The 20,010-nt window shown below is 64.2% G+C and carries 16 protein-coding genes; 12 read left to right on the top strand and 4 right to left on the bottom strand.

The features are described from left to right. Positions 1 to 55: 55 nt before the first annotated feature. Both ahpC and ahpF read left to right on the top strand, forming a co-directional pair. Positions 56 to 619, top strand: coding sequence for an alkyl hydroperoxide reductase subunit C (gene ahpC, locus F3K02_RS26950; protein WP_177139734.1), 564 nt, complete (start codon positions 56 to 58; stop codon positions 617 to 619). A 223-nt stretch (positions 620 to 842) separates the two neighbouring features. After that, entirely contained in the window at positions 843 to 2,432 is a 1,590-nt protein-coding gene (gene ahpF / locus F3K02_RS26955; RefSeq protein ID WP_177139736.1) for an alkyl hydroperoxide reductase subunit F, read from the top strand. 89 nt (positions 2,433 to 2,521) lie between these two features. Here ahpF and F3K02_RS26960 read toward each other — a convergent pair whose 3' ends face one another. Together F3K02_RS26960 and F3K02_RS26965 are read right to left on the bottom strand one after the other, a co-directional pair. After that, positions 2,522 to 4,246 (bottom strand): cation acetate symporter, encoded by a 1,725-nt coding sequence (locus F3K02_RS26960; RefSeq protein WP_177139922.1) that lies wholly within the window; start codon positions 4,244 to 4,246, stop codon positions 2,522 to 2,524. Beyond that, on the bottom strand, positions 4,246 to 4,554 hold the full coding sequence (locus F3K02_RS26965) for a DUF485 domain-containing protein (protein ID WP_177139738.1): 309 nt from the start codon (positions 4,552 to 4,554) through the stop codon (positions 4,246 to 4,248). Before F3K02_RS26965 ends, F3K02_RS26960 begins: the two co-directional genes overlap by 1 nt. 386 nt (positions 4,555 to 4,940) lie before the next feature. Between F3K02_RS26965 and F3K02_RS26970 the strand changes: the two genes are divergently transcribed. From F3K02_RS26970 to F3K02_RS26980, 3 genes are all read left to right on the top strand, one after another. Then, entirely contained in the window at positions 4,941 to 5,207 is a 267-nt protein-coding gene (locus tag F3K02_RS26970) for a DUF4212 domain-containing protein (protein WP_177139740.1), read from the top strand. A 15-nt stretch (positions 5,208 to 5,222) separates the two neighbouring features. After that, complete coding sequence (locus tag F3K02_RS26975) at positions 5,223 to 7,025, top strand: sodium:solute symporter family protein (RefSeq protein WP_177139742.1); 1,803 nt, start codon at positions 5,223 to 5,225, stop codon at positions 7,023 to 7,025. A 212-nt stretch (positions 7,026 to 7,237) separates the two neighbouring features. After that, positions 7,238 to 7,597: a hypothetical protein gene (locus F3K02_RS26980; RefSeq protein WP_246309845.1), complete on the top strand. Its 360-nt coding sequence runs from the start codon at positions 7,238 to 7,240 to the stop codon at positions 7,595 to 7,597. A gap of 42 nt (positions 7,598 to 7,639) precedes the next feature. Here F3K02_RS26980 and ppsR read toward each other — a convergent pair whose 3' ends face one another. Beyond that, positions 7,640 to 8,461 (bottom strand): posphoenolpyruvate synthetase regulatory kinase/phosphorylase PpsR, encoded by an 822-nt coding sequence (gene ppsR, locus F3K02_RS26985; RefSeq protein ID WP_177139746.1) that lies wholly within the window; start codon positions 8,459 to 8,461, stop codon positions 7,640 to 7,642. Positions 8,462 to 8,713: 252 nt separating this feature from the next. On the opposite strand from ppsR, the gene ppsA reads away from it, so the two are divergent. The 5 genes from ppsA (at position 8,714) to F3K02_RS27010 (ending at position 16,873) form a co-directional block, all read left to right on the top strand. Next, a complete protein-coding gene (ppsA, locus tag F3K02_RS26990) occupies positions 8,714 to 11,125 on the top strand; it encodes a phosphoenolpyruvate synthase (RefSeq protein WP_177139748.1) in 2,412 nt (803 codons plus the stop codon). 150 nt (positions 11,126 to 11,275) lie between these two features. Next, positions 11,276 to 11,509, top strand: a complete 234-nt coding sequence (locus F3K02_RS26995) for a hypothetical protein (protein ID WP_177139750.1) — start codon at positions 11,276 to 11,278, stop codon at positions 11,507 to 11,509. Positions 11,510 to 11,526: 17 nt separating this feature from the next. Then, complete coding sequence (locus F3K02_RS27000) at positions 11,527 to 14,304, top strand: sensor histidine kinase (protein WP_177139752.1); 2,778 nt, start codon at positions 11,527 to 11,529, stop codon at positions 14,302 to 14,304. Next, entirely contained in the window at positions 14,301 to 14,675 is a 375-nt protein-coding gene (locus F3K02_RS27005) for a response regulator transcription factor (protein WP_177139754.1), read from the top strand. The genes F3K02_RS27000 and F3K02_RS27005 overlap by 4 nt, the downstream gene beginning before the upstream one ends. Further along, a complete protein-coding gene (locus tag F3K02_RS27010; protein WP_177139756.1) occupies positions 14,672 to 16,873 on the top strand; it encodes a 3'-5' exonuclease in 2,202 nt (733 codons plus the stop codon). Before F3K02_RS27005 ends, F3K02_RS27010 begins: the two co-directional genes overlap by 4 nt. A 218-nt stretch (positions 16,874 to 17,091) precedes the next feature. Here the strand turns inward: F3K02_RS27010 and F3K02_RS27015 are convergent, their stop codons facing one another. Continuing rightward, positions 17,092 to 18,948, bottom strand: coding sequence for a putative nucleotidyltransferase substrate binding domain-containing protein (locus tag F3K02_RS27015; protein WP_218179595.1), 1,857 nt, complete (start codon positions 18,946 to 18,948; stop codon positions 17,092 to 17,094). 168 nt (positions 18,949 to 19,116) lie between these two features. Between F3K02_RS27015 and F3K02_RS27020 the strand changes: the two genes are divergently transcribed. Both F3K02_RS27020 and F3K02_RS27025 read left to right on the top strand, forming a co-directional pair. Next, positions 19,117 to 19,413 carry a hypothetical protein gene (locus F3K02_RS27020; protein WP_177139758.1) on the top strand — a complete coding sequence of 99 codons (297 nt, stop codon included), beginning with the start codon at positions 19,117 to 19,119 and terminating at the stop codon, positions 19,411 to 19,413. Further along, the gene (locus F3K02_RS27025; protein ID WP_177139760.1) at positions 19,410 to 19,985 is read left to right on the top strand and encodes a tetratricopeptide repeat protein; all 576 of its coding nucleotides are present in this window, start codon (positions 19,410 to 19,412) and stop codon (positions 19,983 to 19,985) included. Before F3K02_RS27020 ends, F3K02_RS27025 begins: the two co-directional genes overlap by 4 nt. Positions 19,986 to 20,010: the final 25 nt, after the last annotated feature.

Here is a 20,010-nt window from a genome sequence, read left to right on the forward strand (position 1 = left end):
CGATACCCGTCGCGTCCTGATCACCGTTTCTTTCAACTCCAACTTAGGAAATACCATGTCCCTGATCAACACCCAAGTCCAGCCCTTCAAGACCCAGGCCTTCCACAACGGCAAGTTCATTGAAGTCTCCGACGAAAGCCTGAAGGGCAAATGGTCGGTCCTGATCTTCATGCCGGCAGCCTTCACTTTCAACTGCCCGACCGAAGTGGAAGACGCCGCCGACAACTACGCCGAGTTCCAGAAGGCCGGCGCCGAGGTATACATCGTCACGACCGACACGCACTTCTCGCACAAGGTGTGGCACGAGACCAGCCCCGCCGTGGGCAAGGCCCAGTTCCCCCTGGTCGGCGACCCGACCCACACCCTGACCAACGCCTTCGGCGTGCACATCCCTGAAGAAGGTCTGGCCCTGCGCGGCACGTTCGTGATCAATCCCGACGGCATCATCAAGACCGCCGAGATCCACTCCAACGAAATCGCTCGCGATGTCAAGGAAACCCTGCGCAAGCTGAAGGCCGCCCAGTACACCGCCGCCAACCCCGGCCAGGTGTGCCCGGCCAAGTGGAACGAAGGCGCGAAGACGATCGCTCCTTCCCTGGAACTGGTCGGGAAGATCTAAGCACCCCCGCGCCGCGCCTAGCGGCGCGTCACCCCCTCAAGGGGGCAACGCTGGCGGCCCGGCAAAGCCGGTTCCGCGGCGTTCTGGGTGAACTGCCTCGCGATCCTCCAAGGTTGCAGTTGTCTCCCTTTTTCTTCTGGCAGTACCGCTGCCTCATGGGCTTGCATGCAGGCCCATGCACCAGCGGCCTTCCGCACCTCATCTTTCCTTTCAGGAGTCCACCATGCTTGACGCCACTTTGAAATCCCAGCTCCAGCAATATCTGGGCATGCTGCGCCAGCCGATCCGGCTGATCGCTTCGCTCGACGACAGCGCCACCGGTGTGGAGATGCGCAGCCTGCTGGACGACATCGTTTCGCTGTCGGACAAGGTCACGCTGGACGCCTCGGGCAACGATGCGCGCAAGCCGTCGTTCGTCGTTGCGCGTGAGCGCGAAACCCAGGGCGTGCGCTTCGCCGGTCTGCCGCTGGGCCACGAGTTCACCTCGCTGGTGCTGGCCCTGCTGTGGACCGGTGGTCACCCGCCCAAGGTCGAGGCCGACGTGATCGAGTCCATCAAAGCCCTGGACGGCGACTTCGGCTTCGAGGTCTACATGTCCCTGACCTGCCACAACTGCCCGGACGTGGTGCAGGCGCTCTCCCTGATGGCGATCTTCAACCCCAAGGTCAAGACCGTGGTGATTGAAGGTGGCGCGTTCCAGCAGGAAGTGACCGAGCGCGACATCATGGCCGTGCCCATGGTGTTCCTGAACGGCAAGGTTTTTGGTTCCGGCCGCATGACGGTTGAGGAGATCGTGGCCAAGCTCGACACCAACTCGGGTGACCGCGAAGCCGCCAAGCTCAACGCCAAGGACCCGTTCGACGTGCTGATCGTTGGCGGGGGCCCAGCCGGCGCGGCAGCGGCTGTGTACGCCGCCCGAAAGGGCATCCGCGTGGGTGTGGCGGCCGAGCGTTTCGGTGGCCAGGTCAACGACACCATGGCGATCGAGAATTACATCTCGGTGCTGGAAACCGACGGTCCCAAGTTCGCCGCCGCGCTGGAAGCCCAGGTGCGCCACTACGAGGTCGACATCATGAACCTGCAGCGCGCCGACAAGATCATCCCCGCTGAAGAGCCGGGCGGTCTGGTGCAGGTGCAGATGGCCAACGGCGGCGTGCTCCAGGCGCGCAGCGTGATCCTGTCCACCGGCGCGCGCTGGCGCAACGTCAACGTGCCCGGCGAGCAGGAATACAAGAACAAGGGCGTGGCTTACTGCCCGCATTGCGATGGCCCGCTGTTCAAGGGCAAGCGCACGGCGGTCATCGGTGGTGGCAACTCGGGCGTGGAAGCGGCCATCGACCTGGCGGGCATCGTGCAGCACGTGACCCTGGTCGAGTTCGCCGACCAGCTCAAGGCCGATGCCGTGCTGGTGAGCAAGCTGAAAAGCCTGCCCAACGTGACGATCCACGTGAACGCGCAGACCACCGAGATCACCGGTGCAGATGGCAAGGTCAATGGCCTGAAGTACAAGGACCGTGCGACCAACGAGGAACACCTGGTGCCGCTGGAAGGTGTGTTCGTGCAGATCGGCCTGGTGCCCAACACCGAGTTCCTCAAGGGCACGGTGGAGCTCAGCCGCTTTGGCGAGATCGTGGTCGACGCCAAGGGCCACACCAATGTGCCGGGCGTGTTCGCTGCGGGCGACTGCACCACGGTGCCGTACAAGCAGATCGTGATCGCCGCGGGTGAGGGTGCCAAGGCCGCGCTCAGCGCCTTTGACCACCTGATCCGCCAGCCGGTGGTGGCCGCTGCCTCCGAAGCCGTGACCGCCTGAACGAACCTCCGTTTCCAAAACAAAAAAGCCACCGGGGCAACCCGGTGGCTTTTTTGTTGGGCACGGACCGAGATCCGCTTTTTCGTGGATCAGTGGCCCGAGGCGCCGGAAGCGCCGATACCTGTTTCCGAACGAACCTGCTGGGCCAGGAAGCCCCCGCGGTCCACCTTGGCACGGGCGCTGTTGTCCAGGATGGAGAACAGCCAGATGCCCACGAAGCCGATGGTCATGGAGAACAGGGCCGGTGAGGTGTAGGGGAACAGGGCCGAACCTTTGGGGTTGCCCAGCGTGGCTTCCCAGACCGAGGGCGACACGATGGTCAGCACCACGGAGGAGATCAGCCCCAGGAAGCCACCGATCACGGCGCCTTTGGTGGTGCAGTCTTTCCACAGCACGCTCATGAACAGCACCGGAAAGTTGGCCGATGCCGCGATCGCGAAAGCCAGCGACACCATGAAGGCGATGTTCTGTTTCTCGAAGGCGATACCGAGCACCACCGCCACGATGCCGAGGCAGATCGTGGTGATCTTCGACACGCGCAATTCGGATGCCGAATCGGCCTTGCCCTTCTTGACCACGGTGGCGTAGATGTCGTGCGACACGGCCGAGGCGCCTGACAGCGTCAGGCCAGCCACCACCGCGAGGATGGTGGCGAAGGCCACGGCCGAGATGAAGCCCAGGAACACGTTGCCACCCACCGCATTCGCCAGGTGGATGGCGGCCATGTTGTTGCCGCCCAGCAAGCCACCCTTTGCATCGAGGAAGTCGGGATTGGTCAGCACGAAGGTGATCGCACCGAAACCGATGATGAAGGTCAGCAGGTAGAAGTAGCCGATCCAGCCGGTGGCCCACATCACCGACTTGCGGGCTTCCTTGGCCGAGGGCACGGTGAAGAAGCGCATCAGGATGTGCGGCAGGCCGGCGGTACCGAACATCAGGGCCATGCCGAAGCTGATGGCCGAGATCGGGTCCTTCACGAAGTTGCCCGGGCCCATGATCGACTGACCGGCGGCCGTGGCGGCCTCGGCAATCTTGCCGTCCTTCAGCGCCAGATCGGTCTTGATCTGAACAGCACCAGCGAACATCGCTTCGGGGCTGAAGCCGAAGTGCAGCAGCACCATGAAGGCCATGAACGAAGCGCCACCCAGCAGCAGGCAGGCCTTGATGATCTGCACCCAGGTGGTGGCTGTCATGCCGCCGAACAGCACGTAGACCATCATCAGTGCGCCGACGATGATCACGGCGATGTAGTACTCCAGGCCAAACAGCAGCTTGATGAGCTGTCCGGCACCGACCATCTGCGCGATCAGGTAGAACGCGACGACCACCAGTGTGCCGGAGGCCGCAAAGACGCGGACCGGGGTCTGGTTGAAGCGGAACGCGGCCACGTCGGCGAAGGTGAACTTGCCCAGGTTGCGCAGGCGCTCGGCCATCAGGAAGGTGATGACCGGCCAGCCCACCAGGAAACCGATGGAATAGATCAGGCCGTCAAAACCGCTGGCCATCACGGCCGCGGAAATGCCGAGGAACGAGGCGGCCGACATGTAGTCGCCGGCAATCGCCAGACCGTTCTGGAAGCCGGTGATGCCACCACCAGCGGTGTAGAAGTCCGATGCCGACTTGGTCTTGGCCGCGGCCCATTTGGTGATGAACAGGGTGCCCACCACGAACATCGCGAACATGGAAATGGCGGTCCAGTTGGTGGGCTGTTGCTCGGCCTGACCGAGGTCGGCGCCCGCTGCCCAGGCAGCAAACGACACACCGAAGAGCGCCAGCAGCGTCAGCACGCGACGCAGGGAATTTTGAGCGGGCATCATTTGTACGCGGCCTTGATCACTTCGTTGGAGAGGTCATCAAACTCGGTGTTGGCGCGTTTGACGTAGATGGCGGTGATGACGATGGTGAAGATGATCACGCCGAAACCAACGGGGATGCCCATCGTGAGGACGCCGTCGCCCAGCTTCTGCGAGAGGAATTCCTTGTTGAAGGCGACCAGCAGGATGAAGCCGTAATACACGACCATCATGGCCAGGGTGAGCCACCAGCCGAAGCGGGATCGTTTGGCTTTGAGTTCTTGATATTTGGGATTGCTGGCAATCCGCTGGACCAGATCATCTTGCATGATGACGTCTCCTGTTGTGGTGAATAAAACAGGTGGCAGCGTATGGCCGGGTTCTTACCACCCACTGACCGCAAACTGAACGAGTGCTGACAGGGTTCGCGACGGGTTGTGTCGACCCGGGGCTGGCGGTTTGTCTTTCCCCCTATGAAGTGCCGGTGTTTCAGACGTCTCAAGGGGGCTCTTCTTTGAGCGCCCCGTCCCACCTTTGAATGCTTCTAGGGACTTACCCTTGGCTTCTGACCCTGGGCGTGCAATTGCAATTTAACTGTAAGGAAGTGCTTCCACAGTCCGCCCGTAATGCTGGGTTCCGCAGGGAAAACGGCATGCAAAGCGGGGCGGGTCACACCGCTGAAATGGCAAGGCAACACTACGAGGAGATGACTTTCATGACAACTGAAAGCGAAAAAAACGCGAAGGCCTATTGGTCGGCGACGTTGGGGCTGCTGACCAAGATCCTGATCATCTGGTTCCTGGTTTCTTACGGTGCCGGCATCCTGTTTGCTGACATGCTCAACGGCATCAAGCTCGGCGGTTACCCGCTGGGCTTCTGGTTTGCCCAGCAGGGTTCCATCTATGTGTTCATCGCGCTGATCTTCTATTACGCGCACGCGATGGGCAAGCTGGACCGCAAGTTCGGTGTGCAAGAAGACTAAACAGAGGACCTACAAATGGATCTCCAAACCACCACCTATCTGTTCGTCGGGGCCAGCTTCGCGCTGTACCTCGGCATTGCCTACTGGGCGCGCGCTGGCAGCGTGTCCGAGTTCTACGTGGCCGGCGGCGGGGTGCACCCCATCACCAACGGCATGGCCACGGCCGCTGACTGGATGTCGGCCGCGTCCTTCATCTCCATGGCCGGCCTGATCTCCAACATGGGCTACGGCGGCGCCGTGTTCCTGATGGGCTGGACCGGTGGCTACGTGTTGCTGGCCATGCTGCTGGCGCCGTACCTGCGCAAGTTCGGCAAGTTCACCGTGCCCCAGTTCATTGGCGACCGCTTCTATTCGAAGACCGCCTCGACCGTGGCCGTGGTTTGCTTGCTGACCGCCTCCACCACCTACATCATTGGTCAGATGACCGGTGTGGGTGTGGCGTTCTCTCGCTTCCTGAACGTGTCCAGCGATACCGGCATCTACATCGGACAGGCGATCGTGTTCTTCTACGCCGTGTTCGGTGGCATGAAGGGCATCACCTACACCCAGGTAGCCCAGTACTGCGTGCTGATCTTTGCGTACATCATCCCGGCGATCTTCATTTCCCTGAACCTGACCGGCAACTTCCTGCCGCAACTGGGCCTGGGTTCGGATCTGGTCGGTACCGACACGTCGCTGCTTGTTAAGCTGGACCAGGTCGTCACCGACCTCGGCTTCAGTCAGTACACGACCACCAGCGCCGGTTCGATGCTGAACATGTTCTTCTACACCGTGTCGCTGATGATCGGTACCGCGGGCCTGCCCCACGTGATCGTTCGCTTCTTCACCGTGCCGAAGGTGGCCGATGCCCGCGCCTCCGCCGGCTGGGCCCTGGTCTTCATCGCCCTGCTGTACACCACGGCACCTGCCGTTGGCGCCATGGCCAAGCTGAACCTGCACAGTACCGTGAACACGGCTGTGACGTCGGGTGGCGACCTCTACGCTGCCGAGTCCAGCATCAAGAACGAAGACCGTCCGGACTGGATGAAGCGCTGGGAAAAGACCGGCCTGCTGAAGTGGGAAGACAAGAACGCCGACGGCCGCATCCAGTACTACAACGACGCGACCAAGAACGAAGTCGCCAAGGGCAAGGCCGCTACCGCAGGCTGGAAGGGCAACGAGTTGACCGTCAACGCCGACATCATCGTGCTGGCCAACCCGGAAATCGCGCTGCTGCCCAACTGGGTGATCGCGCTGGTGGCTGCGGGTGGTATCGCTGCCGCGCTGTCGACCGCAGCCGGTCTGCTGATGGCGATCTCGTCTGCCGTGTCCCACGACCTGGTGAAGAACGTGTTCAACCCCAACATCTCTGAAAAGGGCGAGCTGCTCGCGGGCAAGATCGCCATGGCTGTGGCGATTGTGTTGGCCGGCTGGTTGGGTCTGAACCCTCCGGGCTTCGCGGCCGGTACCGTGGCGCTGGCCTTCGGTATCGCCGCGTCATCGCTGTTCCCTGCAATCATGATGGGCATCTTTAGCCGCACCATGAGCGACAAGGGCGCGATCGCCGGCATGCTGGCGGGCCTGTTCACGACGCTGTTCTATGTGTTCGCTCACAAGGGTCTGTTCTTCGTCAAGGGCACCGACTTTGTCGACATGGTTGGTGGCGTCAATGGCTGGTTCGGCATCACGCCGGAAGCCATCGGCACGCTGGGCGCGATCGTCAACTTCACGGTGGCCTTCCTGGTGAACAAACTGACGGCTCCGGCGCCGAAGCACATCCAGGAGTTGGTTGAATCCATCCGTGTCCCCAAGGGCGCTGGCGCAGCGACCGGCCACTGATGGTATGAACCCGCGCCGGTCAGACGCCCGTCTGTCCGGCGCTTGAACAGAACCCCGTCAGGTCACTGCCGGGGTTTTGTTTTTCAGGCGGCAGGCCGGTGACAATCACGGGCGTTGCTGTGCACAGCGCACCCCGGTCAGCGCGCGCTGTGCACAGCAGAAGATCTCTTGTGTTGCGAATCAACTTGAAGGAACGTCGGATGGATCTGGGTTTGAGCGTATTTCCCATACGCATCATTTTTTTTCTCGCCTTGTTTCCGGTGGCGTTCTTCTGGCTGCGTCGCACCTGGCGCATCCTGGTGAAGAAGGACTTTTCCGAGGTGGCCCTCAAGAAAGGACTGCCACCCCCCAACGCGGAGAAGTACGCGCCTTACGAGATGGCGATCAACGGTATTGCGGGTGTGGTGATGGTGGTGGTGATCGTGTTTGTGCTGCTGGGGCTGCTGGACTACGACACCTGGGTGGCGATTGCGGGGTCCACCTTGTGGATCAAACTGTTTGCCTCGTTCGCACTGGGTCGCCAGGCCCACGGCCTCGGCCCGGCCAAGAAGAAGCCCGCAGCAGGCAAATAGGAACGGTGTCCCCGCCACGCACCCACGTGCGTGGGCGGGGGCTCAATAGCTGAGCTGTTCGGGCCGGATTTCCTGCAGGATGGTGGTGGCGATTTCTTCGATCGACTTCGTCGTCGTCGAGAGCCAGCGGATGCCCTCGCGGCGCATCATGCCTTCGGCCTCACTGACCTCCATGCGGCAGTTCTCCAGGCTGGCGTAGCGCGAGTTGGGCCGCCGCTCGTTGCGGATCTCGGACAGGCGTTCCGGGGCGATCGTCAAGCCGAAGATCTTCTTGCGGTGCGGCATCAATGCGGGCGGCAATTTGCGGCGCTCGAAGTCTTCCGGGATCAGCGGGTAGTTGGAGGCCTTCAGTCCGTGCTGCATGGCCAGGTAGAGCGAGGTCGGCGTCTTGCCGCTGCGGCTCACGCCGACCAGGATCACGTCCGAACCGGCCAGGTCGCGGTGGCTCTGACCGTCGTCGTGCATCAGCGAGAAGTTGATCGCTTCGATGCGGTCGTGGTATTCCTTGCTCTTGGACACGTCCGAGAAGCGGCCCACGCGGTGGTTGGACTTGATGCCCAGCTCGGCCTCCAGCGGCTCCACAAAGGTGCCGAACATGTCGAGCATCATGCCTGTGCAGTGTTCCTTGAAGACCTGCAGGACCTCCATGTTGACCACGGTGGTGAAGACCAGCGGGCGCCGGCCCTCGACCACGGCGGTGTGGTTGATCTGGCGCACCGCCTGGTGGGCCTTGTCCACACTGTCGAGAAAAGGCAGCCGCACACGCCGCACCTGGGCCTCGAACTGGTTGAGGATGGCGTTGCCGAAGGTTTCAGCGGTGATGCCGGTGCCATCGGAAACGAAAAAGACGGTTCGGTTGGTCATGAAGCGGTCCCGGGGTAGGGGGTGCAAAAATATTCAGGCGATGCCACCGCGGTTTTCACACCGCAGGGCAACGGTGTACCGCCTGAAGCAGGCTGCCGCCCTACAATTGCGGATTCGGGCTCCGGTCATTATCCCGGTTCCAGCCCGCCAGATTTCAGCCCCGTTGCCCGGTGCAAGACCCACAACAGAACACACAGGTCGCCAGCGCCGTGCATGGAGCCCCCGGTTTTTTAACTTGAGCGGAGTCTATCCATGTCCAACCTGTTTTCCCCGACCGATCTGGTCGTGCCTTTCGAGCACCTGCGGATGTCCGACGTCGAAGCTGTCGGCGGCAAGAACGCCAGCCTCGGTGAAATGATCTCGCAGCTGCCCAGCGGCGTGAAGGTGCCCACCGGTTTTGCGACCACGGCGCACGCCTTTCGCGAGTTCCTGAAATACGACGGCCTGACGGACCGCATCAATGCGCGCCTCGACGCGCTGGACACCGAAGATGTGCGCGCCCTGGCTGAAGCCGGTGCCGAGATCCGCGCCATGGTGGAAAACCAGCCCTTCCCGGCCGACCTGGAAAAGGCTATCCGCGACGCGTTCGTCACGCTGGTGGGTGACAACGACAAAGCCACCTTCGCCGTGCGGTCCTCCGCCACCGCCGAAGACCTGCCCGACGCCTCGTTCGCCGGCCAGCAGGAAACCTTCCTCAACGTGCACGGCATCGACGAAGTGCTGCACAAGATGAAAGAGGTGTTTGCCTCGCTGTACAACGACCGCGCCATCAGCTACCGCGTGCACAAGGGCTTTGCCCATGCCGACGTGGCCCTGTCGGCCGGTGTGCAGCGCATGGTGCGCTCCGACACGGGCGCTGCCGGCGTGATGTTCACCATCGACACCGAATCGGGCTTCGAAGACGTGGTCTTCATCACCTCCAGCTACGGCCTGGGCGAGACGGTGGTGCAGGGCGCCGTGAACCCCGACGAGTTCTACGTGCACAAGCCCATGCTCAAGGCCGGCAAGCGCGCGCTGATCCGCCGCAACCTTGGCAGCAAGCTGATCCAGATGACCTTCACCACGGCCGAAGAGAAGGCCAGTGACAGCGCGCTCAAGGGCAAGCTGGTGAAAACCGTGGACGTACCGGTCGAGCAGCGCAACCGCTACAGCCTGACCGACGCCGACGTCGAGCAACTGGCGCACTACGCGCTGGTGATCGAGCAGCACTACGGCCGCCCGATGGACATCGAGTGGGGCAAGGACGGCATCGACGGCCAGCTCTACATCCTGCAGGCTCGGCCCGAGACCGTGAAGAGCCAGTCGGCCGGCAAGACCGAGGTGCGCTACAAGCTCAAGGGCAAGGGTGCCGTGCTGGCCTCGGGCCGTGCCATCGGCCAGAAGGTCGGTACCGGCCCGGTGCGCCTGGTGCACAACATCAGCGAGATGGACAAGGTTCAGCCCGGCGATGTGCTGGTGACCGACATGACCGACCCGAACTGGGAACCGGTGATGAAGCGCGCCAGCGCCATCGTGACCAACCGCGGTGGCCGCACCTGCCACGCTGCCATCATCGCGCGCGAGCTGGGCATTCCGGCCGTGGTGGGTTGCGGCGACGCCACCGAGTCGCTCAAGGACGGCATGCTGGTGACGGTGAGCTGCGCCGAGGGCGACACCGGCAACATCTACGACGGTTTGCTGGAAACCGAGATCACCGAAGTGCAGCGCGGCACCATGCCCGAGGTGGACGTGAAGATCATGATGAACGTGGGCAACCCCCAGCTGGCGTTCGATTTCGCGCAGATCCCCAACGGTGGCGTGGGCCTGGCCCGTCTGGAATTCATCATCAACAACAACATCGGCGTGCACCCGAAGGCGATCCTGGACTACCCGCAGATCGACGCCGACCTGAAGAAGGCCGTGGAATCGGTGGCGCGAGGCCACGCTTCGCCGCGTGCGTTTTACGTGGACAAGGTGGCCGAAGGCGTGGCGACCATCGCGGCGGCTTTCTGGCCCCGGCCGGTGATCGTTCGCCTGTCGGACTTCAAGTCCAACGAGTACCGCAAGCTGGTTGGCGGCAGCCGCTACGAGCCCGATGAAGAGAACCCCATGCTGGGCTTCCGCGGTGCGGCCCGCTACATCAGCGAAGACTTCCGCGAAGCCTTTGCCATGGAGTGCGAGGCCCTGAAGCGTGTGCGCGAAGACATGGGACTGGACAACGTGCAGGTGATGGTGCCGTTTGTGCGCACCCTGGGCCAGGCCCAGCGTGTGACCGAGTTGCTGGCCGAGAAGGGCCTCAAGCGCGGCGAGAACGGGCTCAAGGTCATCATGATGTGCGAGATCCCGAGCAACGCCGTGCTGGCCCACGAGTTCCTGCAATTCTTCGACGGCTTCTCGATCGGCTCGAACGACCTGACCCAGCTCACCCTGGGTCTGGACCGCGATTCGGGTCTGGAGCTGCTGGCCAAGGACTTCGACGAGCGCGACCCCGCCGTCAAGGCCCTGCTCAAGATGGCCATCGGCGCTTGCAAGGCCGAGGGCAAGTACGTGGGCATCTGCGGCCAGGGCCCCAGCGACCACCCGGATTTCGCCCAGTGGCTGCAGGCCGAAGGCATCAGCTCAATCTCGCTGAACCCGGACTCCGTGGTGGACACCTGGCAGCTGCTGGCAGCGTCCCAGAAATAAAGCGCGGGCGAGCCACGGCGCACGGCGGCAGGGGCAACCCTTGCCGCCTTTTTTGTTGCGTTGCAACGTAAGCCCGTGGTCAGTGCTTGGGGCACAATCCTTTGAGACAGGCGCGGCGATGCATCGCGCCCGCCGCTTGAGGAGACACACATGTTTCAAGGCCTGGATGCCCAACGCCTGGTGGCCCTGTTCGTGGCCGGCTGGGCCTTGTTGAGCTTTCCTTTGCTGGCGCTCTGGGACCACGAAGCGAGGGTCTTCGGGTTGCCACTGTTTCCTTTGGCCTTGTTCGGTATCTGGGTGCTGCTGATCGCAGCGCTGGCCTGGGTCGTCGAGCACGGACGCGAACGCGATCCCGCCGCCAGCGACTCCGCACGGCCCCACTGACGTAACACGACCCGCCCATGCTGTCCGCCCCGCTGGTCATCGCCGTTTCGTTCGCCTACCTGTTGCTGCTGTTTGCCGTGGCCTACTGGGGCGACTGGCGCGCGGCGCAAGGCCGCTCGGTGATTTCCAGCCCTTGGGTGTACGCCTTGTCGATGGCGGTCTACTGCACCGCATGGACCTACTTCGGCAGCGTCGGCCGGGCCGCCAACTCGGGGGTGTGGTTCCTGCCGATCTACCTCGGGCCGATGCTGGCCATGATCCTGGCCTGGATGGTGGTGCGCAAGATGATCCGCGTGGCCAAGACCTACCGCATCACCTCCATCGCCGACTTCATCGCCAGCCGCTACGGCAAGAGCCCTTTGCTGGCCGGGCTGGTGACGATGATCACGGTGGTCGGCATCGTGCCCTACATCGCGCTGCAGCTCAAGGCGATCGCCAGCGGCTACGCCGTGCTGACCTCGCCGCTGGGTTCGCCTGCGGTGCAAAGCGCGCAATGGTGGAACGACAGCACCCTGTATGTGGCGCTGATGCTGGCGGGTTTCACCATGGTGTTTGGCGCGCGCCACCTCGACAGCACCGAGCGCCATGAAGGCATGGTGGCAGCGATCGCTTTCGAGTCGGTGGTCAAGCTGGTGGCCTTCCTGGCGGTGGGCCTCTTTGTCTCGTTCGGCTTGTTCGCCAGCCCGGCCGCGCTGTTTGACCAGGCCTACGCGGTGGCCGAACTGCGCCGCTTGTTGCAGTTCGGCCAGAACCAGCCTTTTGCGTATCCGCAGTGGTTCGGCCTCACCCTGCTGGCCATGCTGTCGGTGATTTTTCTGCCGCGGCAGTTCCAGGTGATGGTGGTGGAAAACGTCGACGAGCAGCACCTGCGCCGCGCGGTCTGGGTGTTTCCGCTCTACCTGCTGCTGATCAACCTGTTTGTGCTGCCCATTGCCATCGGTGGCTTGCTGCACTTTGGCCCGGGGCGCATGGATCCGGAAACCTTCATCCTTTCGCTGCCCCTGTCGCAGGGCCATGGGGCGCTGGCGCTGGCTGCCTTCGTCGGCGGGCTCTCCGCCGCGACCGGCATGGTGATCGTCGAAGCGATCGCGGTTTCCACCATGGTCTGCAACGACCTGGTCATGCCCCTCCTGCTGCGCATGAGGCGCTTCGGTGCGCGCGCCAGCGGTGACCTCACCGGCCTGCTGCTGGGCATCCGGCGCCTGGCCATCCTGGGCATCCTGCTGCTGGGCTACCTGTATTTCCACCTGGCGGGCGAGGCCTACGCGCTGGTCAGCATCGGCCTCATCAGTTTCGCCGCGGTGGCGCAGTTCGCCCCCGCCATGCTGGGCGGCCTGTACTGGAAAGGCGGCACACGCCGTGGCGCCCTGGCCGGTCTGCTGTTGGGTTTCGGCTTCTGGGTCTACACCCTGATGTTGCCCTCGCTGGCCAAGTCGGGCTGGCTGGGTTCGGACTTTCTGCAGTTCGGCCCCTTTGGCTGGCACTGGTTCAAACCCGAGGCGTTTCTTGGCCTCTCGGGACTCGACAACCTGACGCATTCGCTCTTCTGGAGCCTGCTGGCGAACATCGGCGCCTACGTGGGTGTGTCGCTGTGGCGGGCACCATCAGCGGCCGAAACCAGTCAGGCGCTGTTGTTCGTCGACGTGTTCAACCGCACGGCGCATGCGCGGCCGGTGTTCTGGCAGGGCAAGGCGCAGGTGTCGGCGCTGCTGCCGCTGACCGGGCGCTTTCTCGGTGTGGACGTGGCCCAGCGCCTGTTTGTGGGCTATGCCGCGCGCCTGGGTGTGGCCAGTATCGACCAGATCCCGGGCGACGCGCGGCTGGTGCATTTTGTCGAGACCCAGCTCGCGGGTGCGATCGGCAGCGCCTCGGCCCGTGTCATGGTCGCGGCGGTGGTGGAAGAAGAGGCGCTGGACCTGGACGACGTGATGCGCATCCTCGACGAGGCCTCGCAGCTGCGGGCCTATTCGCATGCGCTGGAGGACAAATCGCGTTCGCTGGAACGGGCCACGGCCGAATTGCGCGAAGCCAACGAGAAGCTCAAGAGCCTGGACCGCATGAAGGACGACTTCATGTCTTCGGTGACCCACGAGCTGCGCACGCCCTTGACCTCCATCAGGGCCCTGTCGGAGCTGATGCGCGACGATGACCACATGGACACGGCGCAACGACAGCAGTTCCTGGGCATCATCGTCACCGAGGCCGAACGCCTGAGCCGGCTGGTGAACCAGGTGCTGGACATGGCCAAGATCGAGGCGGGACACGCCGAGTGGCACGACACCGATGTGGACCTGCGCGAGGTGGCCGAACAGGCCGCGGGCACCATGAAGGAGAGCTACCGTGAGCGCGGGGTGGCGCTGGTGCTGAGCTTGCCGGCGCAGGTGCATGCGGTCCGGGCCGACGCCGATCGGCTCACGCAGGTGGTGCTGAACCTGCTGTCGAATGCCCTGAAGTACGCCCCCCGAGAGGGTGGTCGTGTGGTGCTGCGCCTGCATGAGGACCCGGACCGCCTGACCGTGGAAGTCGAAGACAACGGCCCGGGCATCCCGCTGGAACAGCAGGCGGTGGCCTTCGAAAAATTCCGGCAGGTCGCTGGTGACGATCATTACCGGGCGGGTGGCACGGGGCTGGGCCTGCCCATCAGCCGCCAGATCGTGGAGCATTTTGGCGGCAGCATGTGGCTGCGCTCAACGCCGGGGCAGGGCGCCTGCTTCGGCTTCTCGCTGCCCCGCCACGCACCGACCGCCGCCGACGACAGCTACAACGACGAACACCAGAGGAGCACAGCAACATGAGCCAGAAAATACTGATCGCAGACGACGAACCGAACATCCTCATTTCGCTGGAGTTCCTCATGAAGCGCGAAGGCTTCGAGGTGGTGCTGGCGCGCGATGGCCAGGAAGCGATGGATGCGATTGCCCGCGAGCGCCCGGCCCTCGTGTTGCTCGACGTGATGATGCCGATCAAGACCGGCTTTGATGTCTGCTGCGAAGTCCGTGCCAATGAAAACCTGCGCGACATCCGCATCCTCCTGCTCACGGCCAAAGGCCGCGACACCGACGTGGCCAAGGGCCTGGCGCTGGGCGCCAACGCTTACATGACCAAGCCGTTTTCGACCAAGGAACTGGTCCAGAAGGTGCGCGAGCTGCTGGGTGCGGCTTCATGAGCGGGCAGCAGAAGACCGACCGCCGCCTGTGGTGGCTGCTGGTCGTGGCGGCCGTGGTGTCGGTGGCCTGGTTGCTGGCAACGTTTGGCCTGCTCGGTTCGACCCTGGAGCCGGACGACCGGGCGACCGTCTGGGGCCTGCTGGGGGACCGCCTGATGCTGATCTCCCTGACGTGGGGCGCCGGCATGGCGGCCATTGCCTGGGGTCTGAAGCGCTGGTTCGACCACTGGGTCACGCCTTCGGTGCAACTGGCCGAAGAAGCGCAGGTGCTTCTGCGCACCGACGTCGTGCGCGAACTCACGCCCAAGGGCAATGTTGAGACCAAGGTGCTGGTGGGGCTGTTCAACCAGCTGGTGGGGCAACGCGAAGACCTGCGGCGCGAGATGGACGCCAAGGTGCATGAGGCGGCGCAAGGCATCGAGCAGGAAAAGTCGCGTCTGGCCGCGCTCATGTCCGAGCTCACGCAAAGCGTCGTGGTCTGCAACCTCGACGGCCGCATCATTCTGTACAACAACCGCGCGCGCATGCAGTTCCGCGCGCTCTCGCAGGCGCCCGGCGTGGCCGGTGGCGCCGAACTGATCGGTCTCGGTCGCTCGATCTACAGCGTGTTCGACCGCAAGCTGGTGGCCCACGCACTGGAGAACATCCAGCAGCGCATGCTGCGTGGCGCCGGCCAGCCGTCGGCCCAGTTCGTGACCACCACGGCGGCCGGTCAGCTGCTGCGGGTGCAGATGGCGCCGGTGCGTTCGGCCCAGGCCCAGGCGGCCGAGTCGCCGGCCGACCGCATCGAACTCAGCGGCTTCGTGCTGATGCTGGACAACATCACGCGCGACTACGAGGCCGAGTCGGCCAAAGACCAGGTGCTGCACTCGCTCACCGAGGGCAGCCGTTCTGCACTGGCCAACATGCAGGCCGCGATCGACATGCTCGACTACCCCGATCTGGAACCCGCCATGCGCGAGCGCTTCCTGGGGGTCATCCGCGAAGAGACGCGCACGCTCAGCCAGCGCATCGGGGCGCTGGAAGCGGGCTCGGCCGACAGCCTCAAGACCCGCTGGCCGCTGGAAGACATGCTGGGCGCCGATCTTGTGAACGCAGCGCTGCGCCGCATTGAGGTGGTGACCGGCCTGCCGGCTTCGACGGTGGACGTGGACAGCGCTCTGTGGCTCAAGGTGGAGAGCTTTTCGATGCTGCAGGCGCTGGTGTACCTGACCGGCCGCCTGGCCGATGAGTTCGAGGTGCGTTTCGTGCAGCTGCGCCTGGCGCCTGCGGCGGGCAGCCCTGGCAAGGCCCAGCTGGACCTCATATGGTCCGGCCAGGCGATGAGCACCGAGACGGTGATGAGCTGGGAAATGGACCCGATGAAGGTGGGGCATGAAACCACGCGCCTGACCGTGCGTGACGTGGTCGAGCGCCATGGCGGCGCTTTCTGGTTCGAGCGCGAACGCGTGCGCCACCAGGCTTTCTTCCGCTTCCTGCTCCCGCTGGCCAACCCGCAGGAGCAGGTGGACGCCGCCGCCTTCCTCAAGAGCGAGAGCCGTCCCGAGTACTACGACTTCGACCTGTTCAAGACCACCGAACAGACGCGCACGCTGGACGATCGCAAGCTCGCCGATCTGGTCTACACGGTGTTCGACACCGAGACCACCGGGCTCAATCCGTCGCAGGGCGACGAGATCATCCAGATCGGTGCGGCGCGCATCGTCAACAACAAGCTGCTGCGCCAGGAGTGTTTCGAACAGCTGGTGGACCCGAAGCGCCCGATCCCTGCGGCGTCGATTCCCATCCACGGCATCCAGCCCGAGATGGTGGTGGGGCAGCCGACCATCGACCAGGTGCTGCCGGCCTTCCATGCCTTCGCGCAGGACACCGTGCTGGTGGCGCACAACGCCGCGTTCGACATGCGTTTCCTGCAACTCAAGGAGGCGCAGACCGGTGTGGTCTTCGACCACCCGGTGCTGGACACGCTGCTGCTCTCCGCGCTGATCCATCCCAACCAGGACTCGCACCGGCTGGAGGCCTTGGCCGAGCGCTTCAACGTCACCGTCATCGGGCGCCACACCGCACTGGGCGACGCCATGGTCACCGCCGAGGTGTTTGTGAAACTGATTCCGATGCTGGCCGAAAAGGGGATCCACACGCTGGGCGAGGCGCGGGAAGCGGCGCAGAAGACGTACTACGCCCGAATCAAGTATTGACCCCCCGCGCCGCGCCCGGAGGGCGCGTCACCCCTCAGGGGGCGGCACTGGCGGCCCGGCGAAGCCGGTTCCGCGGTGCCCTGGGATCAACTCCCACTCGCATCACCCAGTACCTCTCCGGAGCGCGTGCCTTGACCCAGGATGCGGTGGAACCGGCTTTGCCGGGCCACTCGCATCGCACCCTGGGGGGTGACAGCCGCAGGCCGGCGCGGGGGGTATCACATCTTGTAGCGCTGGCCCAGCACGCTTTGCAGTGACTGGACCACGGTGAAGGCGTCCTTGAGCTGGGAGCGTTCGAAATTGGAGATGTCGTCCGGATTCAGGTAGTTGTCCGGGGCCAGACCGGCGGCGATCTGGCGGGCCTGGTGCTGGATGCGGGTGAAGGCCAGAAACTCCAGCGCATCACGCAGGTCGCGGGCGCTCTGTTCGCTGATGGAACCGCCCGCTGCGGCGCCCAGCAGCCGGTCGTGGGTGTTCACGGCATCGTCGCCGCCGGCCAGCGCGTACACGCGGGCCAGATCGACGATGGGCACCACGCCGGTGTGCTTGAGGTCGATGGTGCCCTTGTGCTCACCGCTGCGGATGCTGGAGATGCCCTTGAACATGCCCAGCGGCGGTTGGTGCGTGAGCGCGTTGCCCACCATGAGGGCCAGAAAGATGCTGTTGCCCCTGGTGCGTTCGAGCACCTCGCGGCGCAGTCCGTCGAGCAACTGGTTGTTGCCGTGCACGGCGCGCAGGTCGAAGAACACACAGGTCAGCATCAGTGATTTCGGATCGGGCTGACCGGTCCAGCGTGCAAAGTACTCGGCCCAGCGCCGCCGTGGCTGGCGCCAGGTGTCGGTCATGGCCATCATTTCACCGGGGCAGTAGACGTAACCGCAGGCGTCCAGCCCGTCGCAGACGAACTGGGCCAGGGCCTTGAAGTAGGCGCCGTGTTGCGCTTCGTCGTAGCTGTCGTCCAGCACCATGCAGTTGTCCTGGTCGGACTTGGCGGTCTGTTCGCTGCGCGCCTGGGAACCGGCGGCGACCCACACGTAGTCCACCGGCGCCGGGCCGAAGCGGGCTTCGCCGAGTTGCAGCAACCGGCTGGTGATGGCGTCGGTGATGGCGGTGATGATGTGGCCGGTGCTGTAGGCCGAAGCCTGGGCCGATGCCAGGCTCTGCTGCAGTCGCTTGATCTTGGTGCTGGCCTGCTGCAGGCCCTCGACGCTGCCTTGTTTGTAGATATCACCCGCGAGGTACACGGCCGAGGTGCTGTGCTGCTCGGTCAGGTCGGTGGCGGTGATCATGCCGGCGATGCGCTGGCCGTCGAGCACGGGCACGTGGTGGATGTTGTGGCGGGCCATGAGCAGCAAGGCATCAAAGGCCGGGTTCTGCACGTCGATGGTCATGGGCGCGAGCGTGGCGATGTCCATGATCGAGCGCCCGGTGTCCATGCCGGCGGCAATGACCCGGTTGCGCAGGTCGCGGTCGGTGATCAGGCCAAAAAGGTGGTCCTGCTCCACGATCAGCACCGAGGACACGCGCTTTTCGCTCATGACCTGCGCCGCCTCGCGGATGCTGGTTTGTGGGGGCAAGGTGATGGGTGCCCGCTTGATCAGCGCGCGCACCGGGGTGGTCATCAGGTTGAGCGCGGGGTCGGTCTCGATGCCGGCGCTGGCCAGGGCGTTGCGTGGGAGGCGATTCCCCTGGGGCAGGAAATAGGCGAGGGCAGGGGCCTCCTGGCGCAAGGCATTCAGGGTGGCGTGGTCGAGTTGCGCGACGCGGCAGGCGCCCAGGGCCACCGCGGCGCAAGCCATCAGGTCACCGCCCTGGTCCAGACCAAAGAACTCACCCGCCTGCAAGGTGAGCAGCGCATGGTCATCGGCATCCTGCAGCTCCACGGTGCCGTCCATGAGCCAGTACAGATGGGACGCGAACGTTTCGCCATCGGCCAGGCGCACGCCGGCCTCGTACTCCTGAACCATCAAGGCTTTGGCCAACGAGGCCTGGGCACTGGCGGGCAAGCGGCCGAACACCCGATGGTCCCGGATGGCGGCGGTGAGGGAGGGGGTTTTGCTGGCGGATGCGCTCATGTCCTGGACCTGTTGGGATGCTTGCCGGACATGCTACACCCCGGGAGAAGGGGGTATTGCGGGTATACCCTGTTGGCGTTTGACCTGTGTCAGACGCGATGTCGGCGCTTCTGTAAGAACTTGGTAAGCTCGAAATCCAGAATGGCGCCACCTTGTCCTGAGCCCTCCATGTTGATCCTCCTCTCTGCCGTCAAACTCGTCGCCGAAATCGCCCTGCTGGCGTTGTTCGGGCAATGGGTGCTGGGCTTGCTGGCGGGCCAGCGCCGTGCGCAGAATTTCTTCTACCAGCTGCTGCAACAGATCGCCCGACCGTTTGTTCAGCTGGCGGGCTGGGTGACACCCCGGGTGGTGCTCGAACGCCATCGGCCACTGGTGGCTTTCCTGATCCTGGGTTTTGTCTGGCTCGCGGCCACCGCGGCCAAGATTGCCCATTGCCTTGAGATCGGGGTGCAGTTGTGTCGATGACCGAGCGCATGAGCGTCACGCTGGAACGCGCTCGGGTCCGGCTGCTGCTGATGTTCGGACTGGAGCGGCAGGCGCTGGCGCGGGTCCTGCACCGCCTTGAGGCCCACCCCTTCGACGCGTTTTCACTCGCCACGGGCGCACACCTTCACGCCTGCCTGGGTGACCCAACAGCGGCGCGGCGCTTGCTGGAGCGGCTGGTCCGGCAGCACCCTGAGCGGGCGGACGGCTGGTTCAATCTGGGCTACGTGTGCGAATCGCTGGGCCTGCTGGCCGCGTCCGAGGCAGCGTTCCGCCGTGCGATCGCCATCGATCCCCGGCTGGACCGGGCGTGGTACGGCCTGTCGCTCAGCCTCATCGCCCAGCAGCGCCTGGATGAAGCCCTGCAGGCGCTGCGCAAGAACACCGAACTGCAGCCCATGAGCCCATATGGGTGGTACCAGATGGCCCGGGTGCAGGTGGATCGGCAGGCGCCCGATGAGGCCGAAAAAATCATTCACCACCTGCGTGGGTTCGAGCCGCGTGTGGCGGCCCAGCTGGAGCGCGAGACCGGTCTGGGGACCGCCCGGGCCTGACACCGGCGAAGAAACCAATGGATCA

This window comes from Hydrogenophaga aromaticivorans (assembly GCF_013387465.1).
GTDB lineage: Bacteria > Pseudomonadota > Gammaproteobacteria > Burkholderiales > Burkholderiaceae_C > Hydrogenophaga > Hydrogenophaga aromaticivorans.